Raw genomic sequence first — 22,645 nt, forward strand, 5'->3', positions numbered from 1 at the left:
ACTTCCACTCAGTCGTTTTTTTAGCTTGTGCCTAACGGATGGCGGTATAAAATCGTTGCGCATTTTGTAACACAAACTTATCAGCCTGCTAAGCCGTTGATTAAATGTTATATTCGTTCAAATATAGCACTATCCGCGCAATGTTTTATGACCGCGTGTTAGGGGCTGGTGTTTGTTTAACCATTAATTCAAAAATCTTTCTATCGATATTTTATCTTCATCAGAGACTTGTAAAATTGATTCTTTAAATTGAATTCCCTCCGAGTTTATTGTATCAATATGCCTATCTAATATTTCAATATCTTCAAATGATAATCCATATCGCAACATCCATATATGACGTTCATTATCCGTACCGTACTTAATATATTTTGCAAGTTTTAGAGCCTGTTCATCATTTTTTCTTTCATAATATTTATAGAATGCTGCATAGAAAACATCGCTTAACTTGAAACCTATAAGTTTATCAATATAATCATATGTATCATACATAATTAAATCATAATCGACATCCTTTGCTTTAACCCCATTTAAAGCACTATATACATTTATGTTTTTATCTGGTAAATCTTTATATTCCGTGTAAAATGAAGCTTCAAGAATATCAGTACTTCTACCAAAACGTTCTAATTGCTCTCTTTCGTGAGATTTACTAGCATATGAATATCTGTACCAACAAATGTTTTTAAAAGTTTTACCATATATTCTCCAAAGAATAATCTTAATAGCAGTATTAAAAACATTTTGTTCTCCTCTTTCAAGATACCTGCCTAGATAAACAGAATATAACTCTTGAAAATAAGTATAGAGTTGTAATCTATTTCGAGAATCACTACTTATAACATTCAATGGAATTAAATATCCATCAGTAAAAACAGAGTCTAAAATGCTTTTAATTATATCATCGATTTGACTGTCTGTTAATTTCTCAATATCATTATTAGTTAAATTAAATTCATCGGAATAGGTGTCATTTAATATCGCTTTCTTAAATTCATTGTAATCGTCATCATGTTCATCGTCTTTTTCCAATGCAGAAACAAAATCAAGTTCTTCATCCTGATTCATAATCTTTCTGAAATTTGACATCTTAGCTTGAGAACCGACAATAACATAACCGAAATCAAATTTAGAATCCAAACTTGACCTTCCTGCTCTGCCAATAAGATTTTTAACCGATAAAGGCTTACTGTTTTCTAATCTATCAAGAAATACAACATCAAAAGGCATATTTATTCCTTGTTCTAACGTTGATGTCGCAAAGCATAATCGACACAATCCTTCCTTTGTAAATTGCTCAATAATAATTCTAGTCTGTAATGGAAGTGAACCGTGATGAATTACTATACCTTTTTTTAATAAAGCTATCATTTGCGAATAATGATTTTTATTTGCAACTGTATCCCCACCCGTATATTGCTTGAGTAATTCAATGTATTTTTCTATTCGTTCATTTTCAATTTCATTGCAGAGGTCTATATATTTGCTAAACTGATTTAAGAAACCTTTGTTATAAATTTTTGACTTTGAAACATAAAATAAAACAGACCCTTTATTGCGAATAACATCTTCTATAGGGTCAAATTCGCATTTGAGTTTCCTTTGCCCCATAATATTCTTATCAATTCCAAAATGATAAAAATTCCATTCATCGTCAGAACATAAGAAAAGTTGTCCAACATTCTTCTGAGTATACTGAATAGCAAAGGAATGCTCCGGATTAAAATGATTCTTAACAATTTGAGATTCTGGATTTCTAACAAAAGGATGTGCAAATATAAATTTTGCTTCAGGATATGCTTTATAACTTCGTCTTACAATACTGTCAAAGTACAATCCTCTTTTTGAATTTTCATTACTTAATTGAGCTTCATCAAATAAGAAAAGGTCTACAGAAAATTCTTCTTTGTGTTTAAACAATTCTCGACACCTTTCTGGAGTAACAATAAAAACATTTCGCCGTGCAATTTTTGTGTTTATTTTATCTATGAAAGTTAGAATATTTACAGTCTTATCTGTAATCAATTCGCTTAATTTCAGGTAGTATTCGTTTATTAGCGCACGTGAAGGAACAACAACTACAACGTCATTTGTGGTTTCCAATATTCTATTTATGAAGACGTACGATTTCCCAGTACTAGTTGGTGCTGAAAAACTAAAACAATTATTGTTGTCAATTCCTTGAACAATATTTGCTTGAACAGGAGTGTACTCTTTTTGATAAGTGTCTTCTAAATGTTTTCTGTATTGCCCAAAAACTATTTCTTTTAGAGTTTTTCGCTCTGTCTCCTTGTAAAAAACTCCCATGTAGTTTAAAACAGAGTTTTTATAAGAATCGAATTTTTCAGGTTGATATAATTTCAAATAGGATAGAATTTCCATATCTGTTACTGAGACAGGCCCAATTTTAAAAAGCCTATCCAAGACATAACCGAAGATTGAGTCAATATCTTCGCCTGAAATTATTTTCTTAATTATATCATTCATATATTAACAGCAACACATATTAATTCATTAAAATTTTTAAGTTTACTATAATCAGCATTTGCTTTAATATTGTTTATCAGTCTCTCTGTTGTTGTCGATTTAGATGCAAATGCAGCGATAAATCCTTTGTTATTTTCGATAACATTCCTTAATGACGCTTCACCGCAAAACTTATCAATATCTTGTAAATCTGCGATGTCTCTTTTCTCTCTTTCAAATCTAACAATTTGTTCAAACGCACTCCCATAAGCATTTCTATCAGCAAGATACTTTGCCTCACCAAAAAGAAGAATTTCGGTTAAATTCTCGGTATAAAAATCAAAACCTGGATTACCGCTCTTTTGCTCTTTTATTAATTCCCCTAATGGAATATTTGAATAATTCAATTCGCTAATGATTGATTTTCTAGCCAATTCTGATATTAGATATTCTCCTGAATTACTTGTTATTTCATCATCAGTAGATTTAATTATATTATCGCTAATATACTTTACGGTTGCATCAGCTCGTACTTGAAAACTCTGTCGTATATATTTTTTATCAAAATCGTTTATCCAACTCAGATTTGAAAGAGAAACAAAAACATCCTTTAAGGTCAATTCTATGTTAGTAGGATTAATCCTAATGAAGGTGATATTATCTTCAATCTGTATTTTATCTATAATTGTATATCCATTCATATGGTTAATTCATAGTTTGTAGGATGTTCGTACACTTGCCCCTAACGTATGTGTAAATGCATATTGTGTTTATATCTATTATGTCGATATTTGTTTAATTATCAGTTATTGAGTTGTTTACATTCTGTAATTTGGTCTAAAGGGCTTTTTATATTTGCAAGAGATCGTTTGCTTACATGTGTGTAAATTTCTGTTGTGGTACTCGATACATGACCTAAAAACGTTTGAATGTATCTAAGGTCGACACCATGTTCTAATAAATGAGTTGCAAATGAGTGGCGTAGCATATGTGGAGTCACTTTTTTGTTTATTCCTATTTTTACAACATCCATCTTCCGGTGTTGTGCTAAAGAGAGGATTATTTTGGGCTTTACAGGCATCAAATCATGTTTACATATATACAAATATATAAAATCTATTTATATCCAAGTGTTTGTAAATTCTATTTTTGTGGGGTGATGAAGTTAATCTCTGTCGTCAATTTGGAAAAAATGGTCTATACCCACCCAGTGAAAACGGCCATACCCGTTCACTTTTTAAATCAGCTATGAATTTACAAAAAATTATTCATTCTGTTGTTTACGCCTTGTTTCTCCCTTAAGATCAAAGCGGTATGCGGTATGTACGATTCTACCCATAATGGCATCGGCAGCCGCAGTGTTCGACAACATTACATCATACCAGTCTGCAACCTTTAACTGGCGCATGATAATAGTGGACTTTCTTGCGTGTCGGTCTTCAATAAGCTCCATAAATTCCAGTAACTGTTGGCCATCCATTTTTCTTACAGCAAAATCATCAATGATGAGCAGATCCATTGGCTCATTCGTTTAGGTTTTCCTGCCATAATCGGCATCAGTTAGTAGTTATGACTCCAAAAGTAGAACATAGAAGTTCTCAGTTATAAAATTCTATATTTAAGATTTTTCTATTAATAGTTATCTTTCATTTGAATATTAAACTATCAATAAAACGACCGCAGGGCAGGCCAGAACAATAGCCCCGGGGCCGGCGTTGGCGAGAGAGCTTCAAGGGCGCACTCGAGGTGGTAGTGTGGCTGGCCTAGCGCGAAAGAAGAGTGTGCAGGATGGAATTGGAGCTCGGTGCGGGTTGATAGCGATCTATTGTTCTAGACTTTTTTGGTCCTTTTTGTGGCAATGACAAAAAGGACATGACGATAATTTTCAATCAATGAGTGATTCTCATTTGAAAGCTCAACTATCAGGTTAACGAGCGCAGGGTTGGCCAGAACAATAGCCGTGGTCGGCGGCGAGAGCTGTAACCCGGAAAATGCATTAGAAAATCTATTACGCCTTTAAATGGCTTCAAAAGAAGTCACTACGTTACTTTTCTTCAACTCACCATAGTAGTTGCTATGCCTCGTCTCAGAAAAGCCTTCTTTTTTGTAGTAACCATGATGCCACAGAAAATGCAGCAATTATGGACTCACTACTGGGATGCTGCAAAGCCAGTGATGTAAATCCTCGCAGATGGCTTACGGATGTATTTTCTAAGATGGCGTTATACAACAGTAGTTATGATTTAGACTTGGCTGATCTTTTACCGCACAATTGGAAAAAGTCTAATAGTTGTCAGAATATTCCAAAAAACACCCACTAATTTCGATTAATTCCAAAAGATTCCAGTAAAACTTAGAGAATTCCAACGCTCCAATCGACATCCCGATTGGAGCGTTTTTTTACTTTTGCAATATGTAGCAGACCGCATATTTACTTTATAAGGTATTTTCAATCTACTGACTTTATATTTATATCTTATGATAATTTCTATTTACGGTAGTTTTTTTGCATGTTGCCGTAGAGTAGAGCCTGATAGCTTACTCCCATTATTACTTCTAAAAGTAGCAATAATAAGTAAACTATCAGCGCCCCCTTCATCAAACCGTACGTGAAGTTTTCCCTCATACGGCTTACCGATAGAGTTCTTCATTGAGCTTTCGCAAGGGTTTTCAAGCGTGCATACTTTTCCAAGTCTAACAGCCTTTTGCTTTGTACAAAAGTACTGTATGGTCGCTGGCGAAGCGACTTGTGCGCTTTACGTCCTTTGCTTTTGAGCCATTTAAATAGTTTATAATCCAAGTGTTTGATGATAACCTTTATGGTTTCCCAAATGTGCGTTACCTTATTTATAGAGAAATAATTAAGCCAACCTATTAATAATGAGTTGAGCTTGTAAAGCAAAGGTTCAATCTTCCAATGCCTACGTTTTGCTAAAAGCTCACGAATGTTGGCAAAGAGTTTACTCCTTGATTTCATACTCGGGCGGACGTTGGTATAGTTCTTCCTGTTCCAAGCGAATTTGGAGCGGATTACCCTGAACTCAAACCCCAAAAAGAATAGGCTTTTCTTATGCACATGCAAAATAGTTGTCTTTTCCTTATTGATGGTAAGCCCCATCCGTGTCATTAATGAATCGATATGTGCTAATATTTCTCTGCTGTAATAGTAAGTTCCCATAAGCACAAAGTCATCGGCATAACGCACAATTCGTATGTTTGCTTTGGAGAATTTACTCTTTGAATTATTGACTATTCGGTCAAAAGCATGTAGGTAAATATTCGATAACAATGGACTAATAACCCCTCCTTGCGGCGTACCTGCTGTACTCGACAACAACTTTCCGTTCTTTAATTGTTTTGGGGCTGTTAACCACTGTTCGATAATATCCAGAATTCCTTTGTCACTGATGCGTTCTTTAAGCAGTACAAACAGTTTATCGTGAGGAATGGTATCGAAGTATTTCGATAAATCTGCATCATAGATGAAATGATGTCCATCGTAGATATTCTGTTTGATTTGCTTGATTGCATCCTGTGCCCCCCCGTTTGGGTCTAAATCCATATGAAGTAGTAATAAAGTCGGCTTCCCAAAGTGGCTCAATCAGCATCTTAACAGCCATTTGTGCTACTCTGTCTTTTATGGTGGGAATACCCAACATGCGAAACTCACCTTTCTTCTCCTTCGGGATTTCTACCTGACGAACAGCCTGACTTCGGTAGGTATTGGTACGAAGTTCTGTTTGCAACTCCTTGAGGAATTTGGATACACCATATTTCTCAATATCTGCAAACGACATCTTATCAACTCCTGTGCCTTTGGAATAATTCTGTTTTACTCTACGATAGGATTCCTCTATCACATAGTCTAAGCTCATCTTGTCGCTTAAACTATAAGCTTTAAATTCCTTGTCTTGCTTGGCTCTAATGTATAGCTTCCTTTGGAATTCACGAACTCTTTCATCGGTCAGAAATGACGATGGACTTACTAATAGACTTGCGTCAATATAGGTCGTTCTGTTTTCCATATAAGCTTCTCTAAAGTAGAGCCCCTTCCCTATGCAGCGTTTTGTTGTCGCTACAGTCTGTGGTACTATGGGCTCCTCCGACTTCTCTTGTTTCCTTGCTGAATTTCGCTATGCTTATATCAGCCTGTTTAAGATTGCCAAACTTTAAAACAAGAGACCTCCCACGTTCCGTAATAATCCATCTATAACCACGCCATCCCTATGACTCCGGTAGACCGTTGTATTTCAAATTGCTGTTAATTCATACAACGTAACAGGGTTCGAAGACCGTCAAAACTCTCCCCATCTACTGATACACTTCTCGAAGCTACCACGGGTTCACGCTTGCGCATTACGGCTTGGTCATTTGAACATACCGAGCTTCAGCGAAGACCCTCACGGGCTTAACTGTCGGCAGCTCTTCTAAATGAACAGCAAATTATTTAGGTAGGATTTACACCTACTGGATTACCACAGCTTCGTGGCACACCAACGTACGGTGTAAGAATAGTAGCCGACTGCGGGCTTCAAACTTTTCAAGCTACAGAAAGGCCAAAGCGGGTTACAACCCTTGAATTTACTACTGAACCGGCTATTATTTTTGTACATTGTTATAAGGCGTTATTCCTTAGCCATTTTATAAATATTTATCATCAAACTAATGAAACCCCATAAGCCACCCAAACCTGTTATTCCTGCGAGGATTATCTTAATTTTACTCCATGCCTCAATCGAAATTAAGACCAAGACTAAAAGTATAAGAGAGATGAACAAAATAAAAATTGCCCTTTTAAATTTCGACAATCTTGCTTTCTGTTGGGTTAATTCTCCTTTTTGATTAGCTATATCCTCTTTTAATTTTTCAATTTCAGATTTGTTTGAAGAATCATTTAATTGTAATTGATGTTCTATTTCTGCTAATCTATTTTTTGCTATATCTTTTTCCTCTTTTTCCTTTTTCAAGTCGTTTATAGTTGCTTGCTTTTGCTGACCTTCTTTTTTCTTGCGTTCCCTTTCTTTCGCAATTGTTTGATGAACTTTCTCATTAAACCGTTCCTTATCGACTTCGGATAATTCTACTAGTTTCTGAATTCGTTTAGCTGATTGATGTGCAATGGAAGAAAGTAATACTTCATATTCGCCATCTTCAATACTTGTTTTTTCAGATACCGCTGCATGGAAATCATTAATAAGCTCTTTACTAGCAATCTCTTCATGAAAAGTTTGCAACATCAATTCAGTTAATCCTATTTTTTTAATTGTTTTATCAAGAGTGCGATTGCCTTTTAGCCAGAGTAAGCTAGTTAATGTATCAGGAAGAATTACTTCACTTGTTACACCTGCAGGATTTTTTGAAATATTAAATTGATAAAGGGTTTTGTTTGCCGAAACAAACCAATATTTTGCTTTTTGATAACTTCGAATTAAATTGTCTCTTTTATCGCGAATATGAAGATATGCAAGTACGTCATGTTCGGCATTAGCTGTGTTTTTCCTAGTGCCTTGAAGTTCTTTAATATCCTTTGACTTTTTATACTTTTCTATATTAAGTTTGGAAATGGTTTCCAATTCTAATCCAAGATTTTTAGAAATATTTTCTTCAATGTTATTATTGAAATTAATTAACCAACTTTTATTTTTCCCAAGTCTTATACATGCTTCATTGACTGTTGAAGTCGGAGTGTTTTTGTTATAGTTTTCAATCGAAACCTCTAGGATATGAGAAAGTTCAGATAATGTGATTCCTAAATATTTTGGTTTCCCTTGAAGTTTAATAATTAGGTCAATTAATTCTTTTGCAGGTTGTGTGTCTGATTCATTCTGCAAGTCTAGTCCTCGCAAAATAATCTGTGTATCAATAAAATATTCCTCCCCAGAAAGGAACTTAGCATTTACGTCAATTCCTGATTCAAGAAACCCCGCTATAACTGAACCGAAATAAATTTTCTCGGCCAATTCATATAAAAACCTATTATTGATTTCAATATGCTCTATAAACTGAATATGTAATAAATATGACTTATCAATATCATTCCCATTAATATCTTGACCTGCAAAAAAATGAGATAGCTTATTCTTGTTCTTGTCGATAAAATCTGCAAATTCAGGAATTTCAGAATCCAAGATTCCTTCATCAGAACAATCACAATAATACGATGCAAAAGCCTTCTGCAATAGTTTAGAATCTGTCGATAATTGGGAATATATCTTTTCATATCGATTGAAAACAAAAAGTTTCATTTTAAAATTCTTCCCATTTTCATAAATCTCAATTGCAGTTTCTTGCTTTTCCTTTCGAGAAAAACTATTCGCTGAAGCTTTAATTAATTGTCTAACAATAGTAATGGGGACATTAAAACCATACATTTCAAGTATTTGTTCCTGGATATCGCTATCTGCTCCAAATTCCTTTCCTTTCTCAGAGTATTTACTTAATGCCCTTTTACAAATAGGGATATATACATTACCATAAAGGTCTTTCCCATTTTCCGTTAAGGTTGCTAAGAAATTGTATGATGTTAATTTATTTTCACTCATAATATCTCAATTTGTTGCGGTTTTTTTTAATGCCTTAGTAGAGTAGAGCCTGATAGCTTACTCCCATTATTACTTCTAAAAGTAGCAATAATAAGTAAACTATCAGCGCCCCCTTCATCAAACCGTACGTGAAGTTTTCCCTCATACGGCTTACCGATAGAGTTCTTCATTGAGCTTTCGCAAGGGTTTTCAAGCGTGCATACTTTTCCAAGTCTAACAGCCTTTTGCTTTGTACAAAAGTACTGTATGGTCGCTGGCGAAGCGACTTGTGCGCTTTACGTCCTTTGCTTTTGAGCCATTTAAATAGTTTATAATCCAAGTGTTTGATGATAACCTTTATGGTTTCCCAAATGTGCGTTACCTTACTTATAGAGAAATAATTAAGCCAACCTATTAATAATGAGTTGAGCTTGTAAAGCAAAGGTTCAATCTTCCAATGCCTACGTTTTGCTAAAAGCTCACGAATGTTGGCAAAGAGTTTACTCCTTGATTTCATACTCGGGCGGACGTTGGTATAGTTCTTCCTGTTCCAAGCGAATTTGGAGCGGATTACCCTGAACTCAAACCCCAAAAAGAATAGGCTTTTCTTATGCACATGCAAAATAGTTGTCTTTTCCTTATTGATGGTAAGCCCCATCCGTGTCATTAATGAATCGATATGTGCTAATATTTCTCTGCTGTAATAGTAAGTTCCCATAAGCACAAAGTCATCGGCATAACGCACAATTCGTATGTTTGCTTTGGAGAATTTACTCTTTGAATTATTGACTATTCGGTCAAAAGCATGTAGGTAAATATTCGATAACAATGGACTAATAACCCCTCCTTGCGGCGTACCTGCTGTACTCGACAACAACTTTCCGTTCTTTAATTGTTTTGGGGCTGTTAACCACTGTTCGATAATATCCAGAATTCCTTTGTCACTGATGCGTTCTTTAAGCAGTACAAACAGTTTATCGTGAGGAATGGTATCGAAGTATTTCGATAAATCTGCATCATAGATGAAATGATGTCCATCGTAGATATTCTGTTTGATTTGCTTGATTGCATCCTGTGCCCCCCGTTTGGGTCTAAATCCATATGAAGTAGTAATAAAGTCGGCTTCCCAAAGTGGCTCAATCAGCATCTTAACAGCCATTTGTGCTACTCTGTCTTTTTTGGTGGGAATACCCAACATGCGAAACTCACCTTTCTTCTCCTTCGGGATTTCTACCTGACGAACAGCCTGACTTCGGTAGGTATTGGTACGAAGTTCTGTTTGCAACTCCTTGAGGAATTTGGATACACCATATTTCTCAATATCTGCAAACGACATCTTGTCAACTCCTGTGCCTTTGGAATAATTCTGTTTTACTCTACGATAGGATTCCTCTATCACATAGTCTAAGCTCATCTTGTCGCTTAAACTATAAGCTTTAAATTCTTGTCTTGCTTGGCTCTAATGTATAGCTTCCTTTGGAATTCACGAACTCTTTCATCGGTCAGAAATGACGATGGACTTACTAATAGACTTGCGTCAATATAGGTCGTTCTGTTTTCCATATAAGCTTCTCTAAAGTAGAGCCCCTTCCCTATGCAGCGTTTTGTTGTCGCTACAGTCTGTGGTACTATGGGCTCCTCCGACTTCTCTTGTTTCCTTGCTGAATTTCGCTATGCTTATATCAGCCTGTTTAAGATTGCCAAACTTTAAAACAAGAGACCTCCCACGTTCCGTAGTAATCCATCTATAACCACGCCATCCCTATGACTCCGGTAGACCGTTGTATTTCAAATTGCTGTTAATTCATACAACGTAACAGGGTTCGAAGACCGTCAAAACTCTCCCCATCTACTGATACACTTCTCGAAGCTACCACGGGTTCACGCTTGCGCATTACGGCTTGGTCATTTGAACATACCGAGCTTCAGCGAAGACCCTCACGGGCTTAACTGTCGGCAGCTCTTCTAAATGAACAGCAAATTATTTAGGTAGGATTTACACCTACTGGATTACCACAGCTTCGTGGCACACTAACGGTAAATTGTATGAGTAGTGGCAGATTTCGGGGTGCTTTCCTGTCAAACCGCTGCGCAATTTTATCGGGCTACAAGCCTTGATATCTAGCACTTTACCTGCCATTACTTATACAAAATGTTAGCAGTTGTATTTATTTCATTAATTCAGTTAATATCACTTTGTATTCAGAGTTTGAATGTTTATTATGTAGCCCACTATAGGCATTATAACGACCTGATAATTGATTGATTTTAGACATCTTATTTGTTATTACAAAGCTTCCTTTAAAAAACCGTGAATATTCTACTGTTTCATCCGTTTCAATTTCTGAATATCTACCATCGGGTAAAACAAATAAACGTTCTTCAAATTCACTTATATTATCTGTAAAAACTGGTTCTATTTCGTCTACCTCCAATCTAAAATAACTCCAATCATAGCTGTTCATTGATTCAAAAATGAGAATTTTTGGTTTTAAAACTACATCTCTGTTTATAAGAAGGAGTTCTTCCAATTCGTATATTTCTATTTTTTCAAAATCCATTCCTCCTCCACGGGGATAAAAAGCGTGGTTAAGGTTATCATATCTTTCAAATAGTATTTTCAAGACTTGAAGAATAGCTTCGGGTTTTTCCCAAGTACAGGAAACAGGAATGGAAACAGGAAATATTTTAGATAATGCGTCTTCCCATTCGTAAATATTTCTCAATGTATAATCTAGATTGCTTGTGTACCAAAATTCAAATTGTTCTTTAAATTGAATAGCACTAGGACGCTCGGACGGGTTATTGTTAGTTGCATTTATTAAAAGCCTGTCAAGTAAAACTAATGATTCATAATTCCATACACCACCCATTCTAGTCCTGTTAATAATTAAGTCGACATAATTATTTAAAGAAATATTACTATCAGGAATATATTGTCCGTCAAAACTTTTCCACTCTTTTGCTAAAATCATCCAAACCGTTTTCGCAAAAGAATAAATGTCAGCTTTCTTGTATTCTGAAGTGCTTGAAATTCTTTTCATTTCTGGAGCAATTGTCCAGTAGGGGCCAATTTTTTCGTCTAAATTTGAAATCCTTTTTTTCTTTGGGAAGTTTGCTAATCCAAAGTCAGAGAATACAGGTTCCCCGTCCACTACTAATATGTTGTCAGGTTTAATATCTCGGTGTGTAATTCCTCTAGAATGAAGATATAATAATCCATCGCAGAGTTTTATAACAAGCTTAATTATTGTTTCGTCATCTAAATCTTGAATATGCTCCTTTAATGTTGTGGCTAATGGCATTATATAAAAAGCCTTATTGCTTTCAGTAATCTTTTTTGGCAAATAAGATTCAATAATTTCAATAACTCCTTTTCTGTCATTCAATGAATACAGTACTTCAATTTCATCTTTAAATCTTTGGTAATTCTTTGGTGAAGCTTTTCTGTTTAAAATCTTTTTCGCAAAGAAGTTTCCTTGAGCATCTACCACCTTGTAGACAGTTCCATTTCCTCCTTTTCCTAGTTTCTTTACTATTCTATATTTTGCCATATTATATTCTTAATGTAGACGGAGTTTATATAACTGCTAACTTATAAGGATTTTATCCTTTGTTCGACCAAGATAAGTAAAAAGTTGAACATTGATAAATATCCAAAATTATGATTGCTAATATTTATTAGTCATGAAGGATAAAATTACGTTGAACGAAGGCGGCCTAACCTATGCACATTTCATCTAGTTCTTTTTCTTTGTAAACGCTCTGATCCTAATATTTCTCTGTTATTTATACAACATTCTTTCATCAGCATGTTAATTTCGTTTGGTTTAAGGCATAACAATCCCGTTACACCCACATGAACGGTTGTTTTATTTGCATCCATGAAACAAAGAACGTTTTATCTGCTTAATGTCATTCTAGTTGGTGCAATATCCTTGTGCGAACCATTATGCCTTTATTGCATTTGGGGCATATGCAAGGATCCTTTCCTATTAATGCTCTTAACACTTCATATGAGGTAAGGCCTTCGAGGTTTGACAACCACATATTTTCACCCACTAGTGCAATTACCTGTTCTCGTTTACCATGTATATGTACCGTTGCAAGTATGCCAACATATCTGATTTTAAAGAATCCGCTAGGTAAGACGTGATGTATAAAACGCCTCACAAATTCAAGTTGATTTAAGGTCATTTGTTTTTGCTTGCTATTTTGTCTGTAATCTTTATAGGTAAAGCTCACTTGCTTGTCCGATAAAGATGTTAGCCTATTATTAGATATAGCTACCCGATGGGTGTATCTGCCCAAGTATTGTAATACACTGTTGATACCCCCAAACGCCTTTTTACAGTATACATTCCATCGTTTACTGTACAGTTCTGATTTCAACATTTGAGCTCCTTCAAACTCCTTAGGTAACCTCAGTTTTTCCTTGATCAGTAGTTTTTCGAGTTGCTTAACTAGTATACCTCTAAACATGCCAGACAATGCCTTTACGGGCACAAAGAACTTCTTGGGCGAAGCAACCCATTCCATACCATCCGTAGACAGGCCGCCAGCGGGAACCAGCATATGAATATGGGGATGATACATTAATGTTTGCCCCCAGGTATGCAGTACACATAGTGCTCCAACATCAGCACCTAAAAATGAAGGATTGCGTCCTGCATTTTGTAAAGCTTGGGAGGCAGAACGAAACAGTAAGTCATAACATGCTTGTTGGTTGATGTAAAACAATGGATGTAGCTCCCTTGGTATGGTAAATACAATATGAAAGTAGCGTCCGGGCATTAATCGACTAGTGAGCTTATTGACCCATTGCTGCTGCTTTAAATACTGACACTTGGGGCAATGTCTATTGCGACAAGAGTTATAGGACTGTTGACTGTAACTACAGCTGCTGTTATTACAATACGCAATATGACCGCCTGCTTCTGATGTACGGCACCTTGTTATAGCTTCAATAGCTTTTTGTTGTTCTTTGTTCAACCTTAACTTGGTAGCAATATCATCTTGACAGCTCCTCACAACATCGGCCACTTCTATTTTCTGTTTACTATTTTCGGTGTGACTCATGGCTGTGCCTGTTTTATTGGAATTAACAAATTGGGAACTTCGCCAAGGTAAGGGTGAGCCAAATGAAGATAACCTGAGGTTGTTTTTAGTGAACTGTGTCCCATCAGTAACTGCAACCGTTTCAAATTGATACCTCTTTCAAGCATATGAGTAGCAAAACAATGTCGTAACACATGAGGCGATACGCCTTTATTTATACCTACTGATAAGGCAGCACGTGATACTATCTTACGAAAACTTGTTGCGGAATATTTCTTCCCTTTTTTAAAGCCCTCAAAAAGATACTTCGAAGGACGATACTGTTTAAAATAAATTCTGAGTTGTTCTAATTCTACTTTAACAGATTTATTGCTTTGAATAACAGAGGTCTATGTCACGCTGTCGCTTTTCATGTCGCTGCTGCAGTTTTTCCAGCATCCGTTCATCGGTCATTTCACGATAAAATTTGTATACCATAAAATCCATAATGTCTCTTGCCGACAACAATGGGACTTCGTCTTGATTCAATAGTTTTTCTTTCAGCATAAAGCTGCCCACCATTAAGTTGAGGGCTACTTGGTGATGCCATGACAGCCATTTGCGGGTTTGGAACTGATCCAAGCCTACTATCTGTTTTTGCTCTTTGAAGCTATGCTCAATGAAAAAGCGTCGTGCCTGCATGTATGCCAGCGCCTGATGCGTGTATTGAGCAAGTTCTGCGTTAGTGAACGAATCTTTTACTTCTACTCCCTGCTTTGTCTTTCTTTTCGAAATGACCAGCAACCGTTTCTCAACAATGTTCTGAACCTTATCCCAAATGTAAACTGTCTTAAAATGGAACAATCCCTTCAGCTTTCCCTTGGCAGAATCACGAATGTCAAGCTTTTCCAGTCCTTGTTTGTAAGCGTTTCTATATATTCGTTAGCGTTTACCGATGGGGTGCTTGCCTTCGGCCTTTTGGGTGGGCGCCCACGATTGCTCTTTCGCTCTGGAATATGTAGTTCTGGTTTTTCAAGGTGGATTTTTTGATCGCTATGAATGTCAAGCATGTACACCAAACCCATATCCTCAACCGAACGGGTAAACGCAAGGTCATTGCCATAAAGTCCATCCCCCCCAACGTAATCGAACTCGATACCCATTTCCAGTTGGTGCTTCACAATATCTGTAGCCAGCTCCGGTTTTTGTCTTGAAAACCCTGTCCTCTTTGGGGATGCCAGCAGTTTCACACCTGGCGTTGTTAGTACACCATGACCTTGGAAGGTACAGCCTCGTGTCGACCAACGCTGCATATTTGTCCGTGCACAAGCAACCAAAAACTGCAACCTGCGAGTTTGCAGTCTTCCCAACGTTCCCGCAATACTGGTGATCAACACCAATGCTTTTGTCACCTTTTTTCACCCATCCGCTTTCGTCTATGAGTAATCCTTTTAATTTTTGGTTTGGGAGTGATTGGTCTACCTGATTTGCTATTTGGTCGATGACAGCTCTTGCATCCCAATTGGATTCGGTGATAAAATGCTGCATCTTATGGTAGTCTGCGTTTAATGTCTCAGTGATGCGTTCGATGTTTTTCAAATCGCTTAAAGCTAGACCTTCGACGTATTGAGTAGCTTTGTCGAAGTTGGATTTTGTTCTATTTTTAAAATGGTGCTGAAATTCAGATAAATACACTTCAAGTCGGTTGTTGACCGCTAGCAGTGTTTTACCATTATTCGTATATTTTTAAGTTTTCGCCCGTTACCCATTGCAAACTTGAGTTTTGTTCTTTGTTTCAATTGCAATATACTAATTTACTGTTTATTACGAAAGAAAAACAATACTAAATTATCGTTTTTTCAGTGATCATTTTAATCTGTTAAAGTAGAACTAATATATCCTCTGGAAGTGGTACTTCTCGGCTTTTATTACCCTTGCCCTTTATGCGTACAACCAAACGTGCCGAATCTATTTGCTCAGGCAACAAACTTAGAGCTTCTTCGCACCGCATGCCCGTTGCATAAGTCAACATCATTAATGTACGATGTTTGACATTATATGAACTTGTCACCAAACGATAGGCATCTGACTGAGACAAAACCGTGGGTAGTTTCTTCGCTACTCTTGGACGCTTTATCTTAATGCCATCCCACTTGTTCCCAAGTATATCCACCCAAATATTTTCCAGGCACTAATCATTTGGTTGATGGTACTGTTCGAAAGTCTTTTTTTCTTGAAGAAGATAATAGCAGAAATCTTTTACTTCCTGATGACTAAGTGTTGACGGAGACCTCCTGTAATACTTTGCCAAAATCGAGAGCATAGATACATAAGTATCTACAGTTCTCTCACTGTAACCGCGTAAGCGCATTTCTTGAATGACCTGCGCGCGTAATGTTTTTTTTTCATCTTATAAAGTATTAATGAATAATACTTTAAGTTACCACTTTTCTAATTAGCGACGAAGGAGCTTTCGTTCAACGTATGTGTAAATGCATATTGTGTTTATATCTATTATGTCGATATTTGTTTAATTATCAGTTATTGAGTTGTTTATATTCTGTAATTTGGTCTAAAGGGCTTTTTATATTTGCAAGAGATCGTTTGCTTACGTGTGTGTAAATTTCTGTTGTGGTACTCGATACATGACCTAAAAACGTTTGAATGTATCTAAGGTCGACACCATGTTCTAATAAATGAGTTGCAAATGAGTGGCGTAGCATATGTGGAGTCACCTTTTTGTTTATTCCTATTTTTACAACATCCATCTTCCGGTGTTGTGCTAAAGAGAGGATTATTTTGGGCTTTACAGGCATCAAATCATGTTTTTATATATACAAATATATAAAATCTGTTTATATGCAAGTGTTTGTAAATTCTATTTTTGTGGGGTGATGAAGTTAATCTCTGTCGTCAATTTGGAAAAAATGGTCTATACCCACCCAGTGAAAACGGCCATACCCGTTCACTTTTTAAATCAGCTATGAATTTACAAAAAATTATTCATTCTGTTATTTACGCCTTGTTTCTCCTTTAAGATCGAAGCGGTATGCGGTATGTACGATTCTACCCATAATGGCAAATTAATTAAACCTAAATCCAGAGGGTCAGCATGCTCCGTTTTTCGAAAAGCATTTGTTCGCGAGAGGGGTCAACATGCTCCGTTTTTTTTGATCACCGAGCAATATTATTCCTTCAAAAACATTTTAAGGGGTCAACATCCGCCGGAATGTCATGCTGAAAACATAACTTCAACCAACGTTTGGCAAGGGGTCAACATGCTCCAGGGTATCCACCAGTGATGTAAATCCTCGCAGATGGCTTACGGATGTATTTTCTAAGATGGCGTTATACAACAGTAGTTATGATTTAGACTTGGCTGATCTTTTACCGCACAATTGGAAAAAGTCTAATAGTTGTCAGAATATTCCAAAAAACACCCACTAATTTCGATTAATTCCAAAAGATTCCAGTAAAACTTAGAGATTTCCAACGCTCCAATCGCCATCCGGATTGGAGCATTTTTTTACTTTGCAATATGCAGCAGACCGCATATTTACTTTATAAGGTATTTTCAATCTACTGACTTTATATTTATATCTTATGATAATTTCTATTTACGGTAGTTTTTTTGCATGTTGCCCAAGGTTAAAGTGTATGATTTAGTGGCAGATTTTCGGAGAGAATTTCTGTCCGGCAGGACGAAATTAAATGCGAGAATCCGCCCGACAAAAAAACAACCAAGCCCGCCATTAATTATACACAGTGTTAGCCCCTGTACTCTTCTATAATTAGAGTTCTATTTGAATTTTAACTTTTCCACCCAGTCCTTTTTCAACAATGTCATAAAGGGTTTTTAAAGTCAAGTTGCTACCATTATTTTCTACACGTGATATATATGTGCGTTTTTTATCTACTCTGTCAGCAAGTTCTGTTTGTGTTAGATGTTTTTCCTCTCTTGCTTGGCGTAATAAAAGTCCTATTTTAAAAGATTCAAAATCACGTTCCAGTTCGTCACGTCTTTCTGTACCTTTTTCACCATATACATCATTCTTTATTTCAGACCAACTTTTAGTTTTCATATTATTCACCCCTTCTTTTTTCGTCAAAATACTCCATCATTAATTTTTTTGCTTTTTCAATTTCTTTCTTTGGTGTTTTCTATGTTTTCTTCTGAAATCCATTAAGTAAAATCACCAATTTCCCTTTGTCAAAAAAGCAAAAGACTCTCCAAATATCTGAAGCCAATTTTACTCGTGCTTCATAAAGTCCGTCAGTTCCAGTAATTGCTTTAAGATATTGAGACGGTATTCTTTCGTATGTCTCAATTATTTCAATGACTTTAAATATTTTGTCCTGAACTTTAATTGTTTGGTTTTTCAGGAAGTCTTGAAAATAATTTTTATATGCAATTACTTCTCTTACTCTATCCATACAGCAAAGGTAACTTTAAAGTTACAAAAAAGCAAAATATGAACTATTTCTGAATTTCTATAATTATGATTTTTTTTAGTTGTGAAAATGTATAGGGGCTAACGGTAAATTGTATGGTGTCGTAGCGGATTACGTGAGCTTTAACTTTCATAACTGCACCGAAATACGGGCGAGTGACGAAGCGCAAAATACCCACAAAACCCGCTATGCACTATACAAAATGTGTGTGCCCTGCATGTGCTGCAGTACACCCACACCCGAAGTTGTTGAAAAAGTTTGAAAATACAAATTATCTTCAATAAACCTCGGAATGTGGAGTATTATTTAATATCCAGAGGGTGAAAGTCCCATCACGGGCGGAGGTAACGCTCCGAACCGTTAGCAAGTGACAAGCTGGTATGGGGTGACCTATGCAGTGAAGGAAGTCAAACGGCAAACTCCGGTTCTGACGAACAGGAATCGCATATGAGGCTTTATAAATCGGATGAGTAAACACATCATTGCAACGTCCAAACGCCAAGGAGGCGAGTATTTATAAAGTAGATGCGGCAGATATTGGATGAAGGATATAGCACTTACCAGGGGAGAGCTCTGTAATTACGAGTTAATAGAGCAGAGCAGTCAGCAAAAGCCATAGTAGCTTTGGAAAACGAGCCATTCTAACGAATACCACGCTAAGCATGGAGGTCTCATAGATAAGTGAAGGGCTGAACTTTATATCGCTATAAATCTTTGGCGGAGGTAAAAGGATTCGAGCCTTTCCAGCCCCAAAGAAGATTAGCAGGGAACAGGGATTAGCTAAGAAATGAAAAGAAGAAAACGGAACACCAGTAATTTAATTGAACGGGTAATACATCCAGCAAACTTAACCATAGCTTGCAAGGATGTAGTACGTAACAAAGGTGCAGGCGGTATAGATGGTATGTCAGTTTCCGAACTTAAACACCATCTAGATTTACACCGTAATCAATTGGTTGAAGAGATACTGACTTGTGCATATTTGCCACAACCCATCAGAGGCAAAGAAATACCCAAAGGAGGTGGTAAAACCCGTCAACTAGGTATTCCTACTGCTATTGACCGTATGCTGCAACAGGCAGTGTCACGGGTGGTAATGATGCATTATGAAATAGATTTTTCTACCTATAGTTATGGCTTCCGACCTGAGCGTAATACGCAACAAGCAGCAGGAAAAGCCTTGAGTTATATCAATTCAGGCTACCAACATATTGTTGAGATTGACCTAAAAGAGTTTTTCGATAGGGTTGACCATGCAATTCTGTTGCAGTTGCTATACCGCAAGATTAAATGCCCAAAAACCATGTGTTTAATTCGTCGTTGGTTACGCGCTCCACTTGAAAAAGATGGTAAACTGACCAAACGACGGATGGGAGTTCCACAAGGTAGCCCGATTAGTCCATTATTGTCAAATATAATTCTTCATGAATTAGACTCAGAAATGGAAAGATTAGGGTTGCGCTTTGTACGTTATGCTGATGATTTTAGCATCTATTGCAAAACGAAATCGCAGGCTAGGAAGGTCGGAAATGACATTTACATATTTCTTAGGGATAAATTGAAACTCCCTATCAATAGAGACAAAAGTGGCATCAGACGACCAGTAAACTTCCAAATACTCGGCTTCGGTTTTGTACCGATCTATAAGAAAGGTATCAAGGGAAAATACCAATTGGTAGTTGCCCCAAAAAGATGGAAGAGTTTTAAAGCAAAACTTAAAGAAGTCACTCGAAAGACTACTCCAATGAGCTTTGATGAACGCATTAGTAAGTTAATTGAAATCCAACGAGGTTGGATTAACAACTTCAAATATGCCAATATCAAAACAAAACTGGAAGAGTTGGATGGCTGGCTCCGTAATCGTCTTAGATACTGCATTTGGCATCATTGGAAAAAGCCTGAGCGGAAAAGGAAAAACCTGATCCGATTAGGCATTGAAGCTGGTATGGCCTATGCTTGGAGCAGAAGCCGTATGGGTGGTTGGGCTATCGCTCAAAGTCCTATTTTAGGAACAACCATTACGGTGCAACGACTTCAAAAGCGAGGCTATATCCCATTAGCTTCTATGTACAATGAAATAACAGCTACTTTACCTACTAAGACAAATTCGCTATTCCCCGTGATGTAAGGAACCGCCGTATACGAGACCCGTACGTACGGTCAATGTCGTTAAGTTAAGGATTTCTTGATATTTTTAAGTATATTAGAAGTGTAATAAGGAAAAGAAAAGCAGAGGAGCTCTTTTTGTAGAAGGGCTTTTTTCTCACTCTCTAAAAACTATTGATAATGAAGGTTTTATCAATAGAAGTAAATGTTCGGAAGAAGACTTTACTCGTAATCGAAAGTTGTCTTTTAAAGATTTATTAATATCCCTAATGTGTTTTAGCCGTCCAAGTGTTCATACAGAATTAGATCGGTTTTTTAAAGCTCTTTCAAAATCTCCTGATTCATTTCAAACAATCTCAAAAAGTGCATTTACCCAATCAAGAAGAAAGTTAAAACCTGAAGCTTTTATTGAGTTAAACAAGTCTAACCTGGAATATTTTAATGAGAATGCACCTTATAAAAAGGACTGGAAACAAAAGCGAGTTGTCGCTATTGATGGGACGAAGATTAATTTGCCAGCATCAGAGGAACTTAAAAACGACTTTGGCTATAGTAGAAATCAACATGATGAAACTATCATTGGAGCATTAGGATCATTTGCATATTGTATTGGCCTCTAAAAACCGAGCACTTTTTTAGTTTTTTTCTATTTTTGTGTCGGACAAACTGGTCCGACGGTGATTTGTTATACCGAAGGATCTACGAAAGGGATATTTCCGCAAGTTTTACCCCTTTGCTTATTTTTTGTGTTTGATCCTTTTTTCGTGGTATCGAACCACTCAAAAGGAGGACAAACTGGCCCTCTGGCTCAATATTACCCGAAGTATCGGACTGGGCGTTCTTCAGCGCTTCTATATACATTCGTTTATACTCCATCGGGGAGTAATGGTTCAACCTGTGTAATATCCAATGTGTATTGTAATTGTCAATAAATTCAGCTATTTCCCGTTGAGCTTCCTCAATAGAATTAAAAGGCTTGATCTGTAGAAGCTCTTCCTCCAGGGTACGGTGAAACCGCTCAATTATGCCATTGCATTCCGGCGACCTCACATACGCCTTCGACATTCCTAGGCCAAGAAACTTCATCTCATTCATAAAGTCTGCAGAGTCATATTGTGAACCGTGATCACTACGTAACTGCAGCTCCATACCTCTGCAAACATCTCTATTAACGGAGCCAAATTGTTTCCGAATAGCAGAACGTACTGGCTCCATAGCCGCAAAACGGTTACCAATCTTTGCTATATGCCATGCCAATATTTCGTCATTAAAATGGTCAATAACACCGAAAAACCAGTGCCACCCACTTCCATTAATCCAGAACTTTTTGCCATCAGTGGCCCACATTATATTTGGTTTGTCAGTTATAATGCGCCCCTTATGATCGTTCTTCTTAGTACTTCTGGATCTCCTGTTTGGACTCAGTAAATCATTCTCACGCATAAGCTTATTCACTCGCTCTTTCCCAGCCCTAATGGCATTGTTAGGCCTTCTTTGCATGCGCTTTTTAACCTTGAAATAGCCTTCAGATTTAAATACACTATTCTGAATTTCAACCTTGATCTCATGCAAGACGGTCTCATCACTATGAAGGGGTTTTCTACCTCGTTTACCTGTTTTTGCCACTGGTTTCTCATACCATGTGCTACTACTATAACCCACTACCTTAAATATAAGTCGCTTTGGATATGGTTTTTGCGTTATAGAGCAAACCTCTTTCATCAACAAGGCGATTATCTCCTTTTTAGTTTTGCTACCAATTCGTTCTTTTTTTTTTGAGTTCCAACTCCATTTGCAGCTTACCAATCATACGTTCGGCCTCCTTTAGTCTAGAATCATCGGGCTTGCGCTTAAATCCATCAGCTCCATGCTTAACAAACTGATCACGCCAAAAACTCAAATCGGCGATCGTTACTCCATACTTACGGCTTGCAGCCTCCATGCTTTCTCCTCGAAGCAAGGACAGAACAATTTCTGTTTTGATTTTTGTCGTAAAACGTGTCTTTTTTTCCATAGCAGTACAAATTTAATTGTTTATTTTTCTGCTCGGTTTTATTACGGGC

At 36.8% G+C, this 22,645-nt stretch carries 23 protein-coding genes and 2 pseudogenes; 3 read left to right on the forward strand and 22 right to left on the reverse strand.

Annotated elements, in window-relative coordinates; all coding sequences use genetic code 11:
- Positions 1 to 183: 183 nt before the first annotated feature.
- The 4 genes from CYTFE_RS0113195 to CYTFE_RS0113210 form a co-directional block, all read right to left on the reverse strand.
- A complete protein-coding gene (locus CYTFE_RS0113195) occupies positions 184 to 2,487 on the reverse strand; it encodes a DEAD/DEAH box helicase (protein ID WP_027472179.1) in 2,304 nt (767 codons plus the stop codon).
- Positions 2,484 to 3,167 carry a hypothetical protein gene (locus CYTFE_RS0113200; protein ID WP_211238171.1) on the reverse strand — a complete coding sequence of 228 codons (684 nt, stop codon included), beginning with the start codon at positions 3,165 to 3,167 and terminating at the stop codon, positions 2,484 to 2,486. The genes CYTFE_RS0113195 and CYTFE_RS0113200 overlap by 4 nt, the downstream gene beginning before the upstream one ends.
- Positions 3,168 to 3,268: 101 nt before the next feature.
- Positions 3,269 to 3,547 carry a tyrosine-type recombinase/integrase gene (locus CYTFE_RS0113205; RefSeq protein ID WP_044262801.1) on the reverse strand — a complete coding sequence of 93 codons (279 nt, stop codon included), beginning with the start codon at positions 3,545 to 3,547 and terminating at the stop codon, positions 3,269 to 3,271.
- 183 nt (positions 3,548 to 3,730) lie between these two features.
- Complete coding sequence (locus CYTFE_RS0113210) at positions 3,731 to 3,985, reverse strand: ATP-binding protein (protein WP_027472182.1); 255 nt, start codon at positions 3,983 to 3,985, stop codon at positions 3,731 to 3,733.
- Between the two features lie 622 nt (positions 3,986 to 4,607).
- On the opposite strand from CYTFE_RS0113210, the gene CYTFE_RS29465 reads away from it, so the two are divergent.
- The gene (locus tag CYTFE_RS29465) at positions 4,608 to 4,787 is read left to right on the forward strand and encodes a transposase domain-containing protein (RefSeq protein WP_081735987.1); all 180 of its coding nucleotides are present in this window, start codon (positions 4,608 to 4,610) and stop codon (positions 4,785 to 4,787) included.
- A 171-nt stretch (positions 4,788 to 4,958) separates the two neighbouring features.
- On the opposite strand, the gene CYTFE_RS30010 is transcribed toward CYTFE_RS29465, so the two are convergent.
- From CYTFE_RS30010 to CYTFE_RS26445, 16 genes and pseudogenes are all read right to left on the reverse strand, one after another.
- On the reverse strand, positions 4,959 to 5,117 hold the full coding sequence (locus tag CYTFE_RS30010; protein WP_154665668.1) for a hypothetical protein: 159 nt from the start codon (positions 5,115 to 5,117) through the stop codon (positions 4,959 to 4,961).
- A complete protein-coding gene (locus tag CYTFE_RS26430) occupies positions 5,114 to 6,028 on the reverse strand; it encodes a reverse transcriptase domain-containing protein (protein ID WP_211238172.1) in 915 nt (304 codons plus the stop codon). The genes CYTFE_RS30010 and CYTFE_RS26430 overlap by 4 nt, the downstream gene beginning before the upstream one ends.
- Positions 5,943 to 6,491, reverse strand: coding sequence for a reverse transcriptase family protein (locus CYTFE_RS30765; RefSeq protein ID WP_211238173.1), 549 nt, complete (start codon positions 6,489 to 6,491; stop codon positions 5,943 to 5,945). The genes CYTFE_RS26430 and CYTFE_RS30765 overlap by 86 nt, the downstream gene beginning before the upstream one ends.
- A gap of 600 nt (positions 6,492 to 7,091) precedes the next feature.
- Positions 7,092 to 9,008: a hypothetical protein gene (locus tag CYTFE_RS0113225; RefSeq protein WP_027472183.1), complete on the reverse strand. Its 1,917-nt coding sequence runs from the start codon at positions 9,006 to 9,008 to the stop codon at positions 7,092 to 7,094.
- 26 nt (positions 9,009 to 9,034) lie between these two features.
- Complete coding sequence (locus tag CYTFE_RS30015) at positions 9,035 to 9,178, reverse strand: hypothetical protein (protein ID WP_154665669.1); 144 nt, start codon at positions 9,176 to 9,178, stop codon at positions 9,035 to 9,037.
- Positions 9,175 to 10,401 carry a group II intron reverse transcriptase/maturase gene (gene ltrA / locus CYTFE_RS26435; protein ID WP_211238174.1) on the reverse strand — a complete coding sequence of 409 codons (1,227 nt, stop codon included), beginning with the start codon at positions 10,399 to 10,401 and terminating at the stop codon, positions 9,175 to 9,177. Before ltrA (CYTFE_RS26435) ends, CYTFE_RS30015 begins: the two co-directional genes overlap by 4 nt.
- A gap of 8 nt (positions 10,402 to 10,409) precedes the next feature.
- The gene (locus CYTFE_RS30770) at positions 10,410 to 10,550 is read right to left on the reverse strand and encodes a hypothetical protein (protein WP_211238175.1); all 141 of its coding nucleotides are present in this window, start codon (positions 10,548 to 10,550) and stop codon (positions 10,410 to 10,412) included.
- Positions 10,551 to 11,155: 605 nt separating this feature from the next.
- Positions 11,156 to 12,541, reverse strand: a complete 1,386-nt coding sequence (locus tag CYTFE_RS0113240) for a protein kinase domain-containing protein (protein ID WP_027472184.1) — start codon at positions 12,539 to 12,541, stop codon at positions 11,156 to 11,158.
- Between the two features lie 361 nt (positions 12,542 to 12,902).
- Positions 12,903 to 14,066 carry an IS91 family transposase gene (locus tag CYTFE_RS0113245; RefSeq protein ID WP_027470237.1) on the reverse strand — a complete coding sequence of 388 codons (1,164 nt, stop codon included), beginning with the start codon at positions 14,064 to 14,066 and terminating at the stop codon, positions 12,903 to 12,905.
- Entirely contained in the window at positions 14,063 to 14,425 is a 363-nt protein-coding gene (locus CYTFE_RS31935) for a tyrosine-type recombinase/integrase (RefSeq protein ID WP_081735942.1), read from the reverse strand. The genes CYTFE_RS0113245 and CYTFE_RS31935 overlap by 4 nt, the downstream gene beginning before the upstream one ends.
- Positions 14,412 to 15,798, reverse strand: a pseudogene (locus CYTFE_RS32165) (IS701 family transposase). Before CYTFE_RS32165 ends, CYTFE_RS31935 begins: the two are co-directional and overlap by 14 nt.
- A gap of 105 nt (positions 15,799 to 15,903) precedes the next feature.
- Entirely contained in the window at positions 15,904 to 16,197 is a 294-nt protein-coding gene (locus CYTFE_RS0113265) for a tyrosine-type recombinase/integrase (protein ID WP_027472186.1), read from the reverse strand.
- Positions 16,198 to 16,215: 18 nt separating this feature from the next.
- Positions 16,216 to 16,407, reverse strand: a pseudogene (locus CYTFE_RS31940) (phage integrase N-terminal SAM-like domain-containing protein); the annotation flags it as partial.
- A gap of 154 nt (positions 16,408 to 16,561) precedes the next feature.
- Entirely contained in the window at positions 16,562 to 16,840 is a 279-nt protein-coding gene (locus CYTFE_RS0113270; RefSeq protein WP_044262527.1) for a tyrosine-type recombinase/integrase, read from the reverse strand.
- Between the two features lie 975 nt (positions 16,841 to 17,815).
- Positions 17,816 to 18,133 carry a helix-turn-helix domain-containing protein gene (locus CYTFE_RS0113275; protein WP_235208392.1) on the reverse strand — a complete coding sequence of 106 codons (318 nt, stop codon included), beginning with the start codon at positions 18,131 to 18,133 and terminating at the stop codon, positions 17,816 to 17,818.
- Between the two features lie 52 nt (positions 18,134 to 18,185).
- A complete protein-coding gene (locus CYTFE_RS26445) occupies positions 18,186 to 18,458 on the reverse strand; it encodes a type II toxin-antitoxin system RelE/ParE family toxin (RefSeq protein ID WP_211238176.1) in 273 nt (90 codons plus the stop codon).
- An 805-nt stretch (positions 18,459 to 19,263) separates the two neighbouring features.
- Between CYTFE_RS26445 and ltrA (CYTFE_RS26450) the strand changes: the two genes are divergently transcribed.
- Together ltrA (CYTFE_RS26450) and CYTFE_RS0113290 are read left to right on the forward strand one after the other, a co-directional pair.
- The gene (gene ltrA, locus CYTFE_RS26450; protein WP_044262802.1) at positions 19,264 to 20,604 is read left to right on the forward strand and encodes a group II intron reverse transcriptase/maturase; all 1,341 of its coding nucleotides are present in this window, start codon (positions 19,264 to 19,266) and stop codon (positions 20,602 to 20,604) included.
- Between the two features lie 247 nt (positions 20,605 to 20,851).
- Positions 20,852 to 21,202 (forward strand): hypothetical protein, encoded by a 351-nt coding sequence (locus tag CYTFE_RS0113290; protein WP_027472188.1) that lies wholly within the window; start codon positions 20,852 to 20,854, stop codon positions 21,200 to 21,202.
- 79 nt (positions 21,203 to 21,281) lie between these two features.
- On the opposite strand, the gene CYTFE_RS26455 is transcribed toward CYTFE_RS0113290, so the two are convergent.
- Both CYTFE_RS26455 and CYTFE_RS26460 read right to left on the reverse strand, forming a co-directional pair.
- Positions 21,282 to 22,304 carry an integrase core domain-containing protein gene (locus tag CYTFE_RS26455; RefSeq protein ID WP_052342971.1) on the reverse strand — a complete coding sequence of 341 codons (1,023 nt, stop codon included), beginning with the start codon at positions 22,302 to 22,304 and terminating at the stop codon, positions 21,282 to 21,284.
- 31 nt (positions 22,305 to 22,335) lie between these two features.
- Positions 22,336 to 22,596 carry a transposase gene (locus CYTFE_RS26460; protein ID WP_044262546.1) on the reverse strand — a complete coding sequence of 87 codons (261 nt, stop codon included), beginning with the start codon at positions 22,594 to 22,596 and terminating at the stop codon, positions 22,336 to 22,338.
- Positions 22,597 to 22,645 lie beyond the last annotated feature (49 nt).

Origin of the sequence: Saccharicrinis fermentans DSM 9555 = JCM 21142 (assembly GCF_000517085.1) — a bacterium.
Classification (GTDB): domain Bacteria; phylum Bacteroidota; class Bacteroidia; order Bacteroidales; family Marinilabiliaceae; genus Saccharicrinis; species Saccharicrinis fermentans.

Coding starts and splice junctions, on each gene's coding strand:
- CYTFE_RS0113195 (WP_027472179.1), bottom strand. CDS start 2,487: ATGAATGATATAATTAAGAAAATAATTTCAGGCGAAGATATTGACTCA.
- CYTFE_RS30770 (WP_211238175.1), bottom strand. CDS start 10,550: ATGGAAAACAGAACGACCTATATTGACGCAAGTCTATTAGTAAGTCCA.
- CYTFE_RS30015 (WP_154665669.1), bottom strand. CDS start 9,178: ATGAAGAACTCTATCGGTAAGCCGTATGAGGGAAAACTTCACGTACGG.
- CYTFE_RS30765 (WP_211238173.1), bottom strand. CDS start 6,491: ATGGAAAACAGAACGACCTATATTGACGCAAGTCTATTAGTAAGTCCA.
- CYTFE_RS0113245 (WP_027470237.1), bottom strand. CDS start 14,066: ATGAGTCACACCGAAAATAGTAAACAGAAAATAGAAGTGGCCGATGTT.
- CYTFE_RS30010 (WP_154665668.1), bottom strand. CDS start 5,117: ATGAAGAACTCTATCGGTAAGCCGTATGAGGGAAAACTTCACGTACGG.
- ltrA (WP_044262802.1), top strand. CDS start 19,264: ATGAAAAGAAGAAAACGGAACACCAGTAATTTAATTGAACGGGTAATA.
- CYTFE_RS0113290 (WP_027472188.1), top strand. CDS start 20,852: ATGTGTTTTAGCCGTCCAAGTGTTCATACAGAATTAGATCGGTTTTTT.
- CYTFE_RS26455 (WP_052342971.1), bottom strand. CDS start 22,304: ATGAAAGAGGTTTGCTCTATAACGCAAAAACCATATCCAAAGCGACTT.
- CYTFE_RS0113205 (WP_044262801.1), bottom strand. CDS start 3,547: ATGCCTGTAAAGCCCAAAATAATCCTCTCTTTAGCACAACACCGGAAG.
- CYTFE_RS0113270 (WP_044262527.1), bottom strand. CDS start 16,840: ATGCCTGTAAAGCCCAAAATAATCCTCTCTTTAGCACAACACCGGAAG.
- CYTFE_RS26430 (WP_211238172.1), bottom strand. CDS start 6,028: ATGGATTTAGACCCAAACGGGGGGGCACAGGATGCAATCAAGCAAATC.
- CYTFE_RS0113200 (WP_211238171.1), bottom strand. CDS start 3,167: ATGAATGGATATACAATTATAGATAAAATACAGATTGAAGATAATATC.
- CYTFE_RS29465 (WP_081735987.1), top strand. CDS start 4,608: ATGGACTCACTACTGGGATGCTGCAAAGCCAGTGATGTAAATCCTCGC.
- ltrA (WP_211238174.1), bottom strand. CDS start 10,401: ATGAGCTTAGACTATGTGATAGAGGAATCCTATCGTAGAGTAAAACAG.
- CYTFE_RS0113225 (WP_027472183.1), bottom strand. CDS start 9,008: ATGAGTGAAAATAAATTAACATCATACAATTTCTTAGCAACCTTAACG.
- CYTFE_RS0113240 (WP_027472184.1), bottom strand. CDS start 12,541: ATGGCAAAATATAGAATAGTAAAGAAACTAGGAAAAGGAGGAAATGGA.
- CYTFE_RS26460 (WP_044262546.1), bottom strand. CDS start 22,596: ATGGAAAAAAAGACACGTTTTACGACAAAAATCAAAACAGAAATTGTT.
- CYTFE_RS26445 (WP_211238176.1), bottom strand. CDS start 18,458: ATGGATAGAGTAAGAGAAGTAATTGCATATAAAAATTATTTTCAAGAC.
- CYTFE_RS0113210 (WP_027472182.1), bottom strand. CDS start 3,985: ATGGATCTGCTCATCATTGATGATTTTGCTGTAAGAAAAATGGATGGC.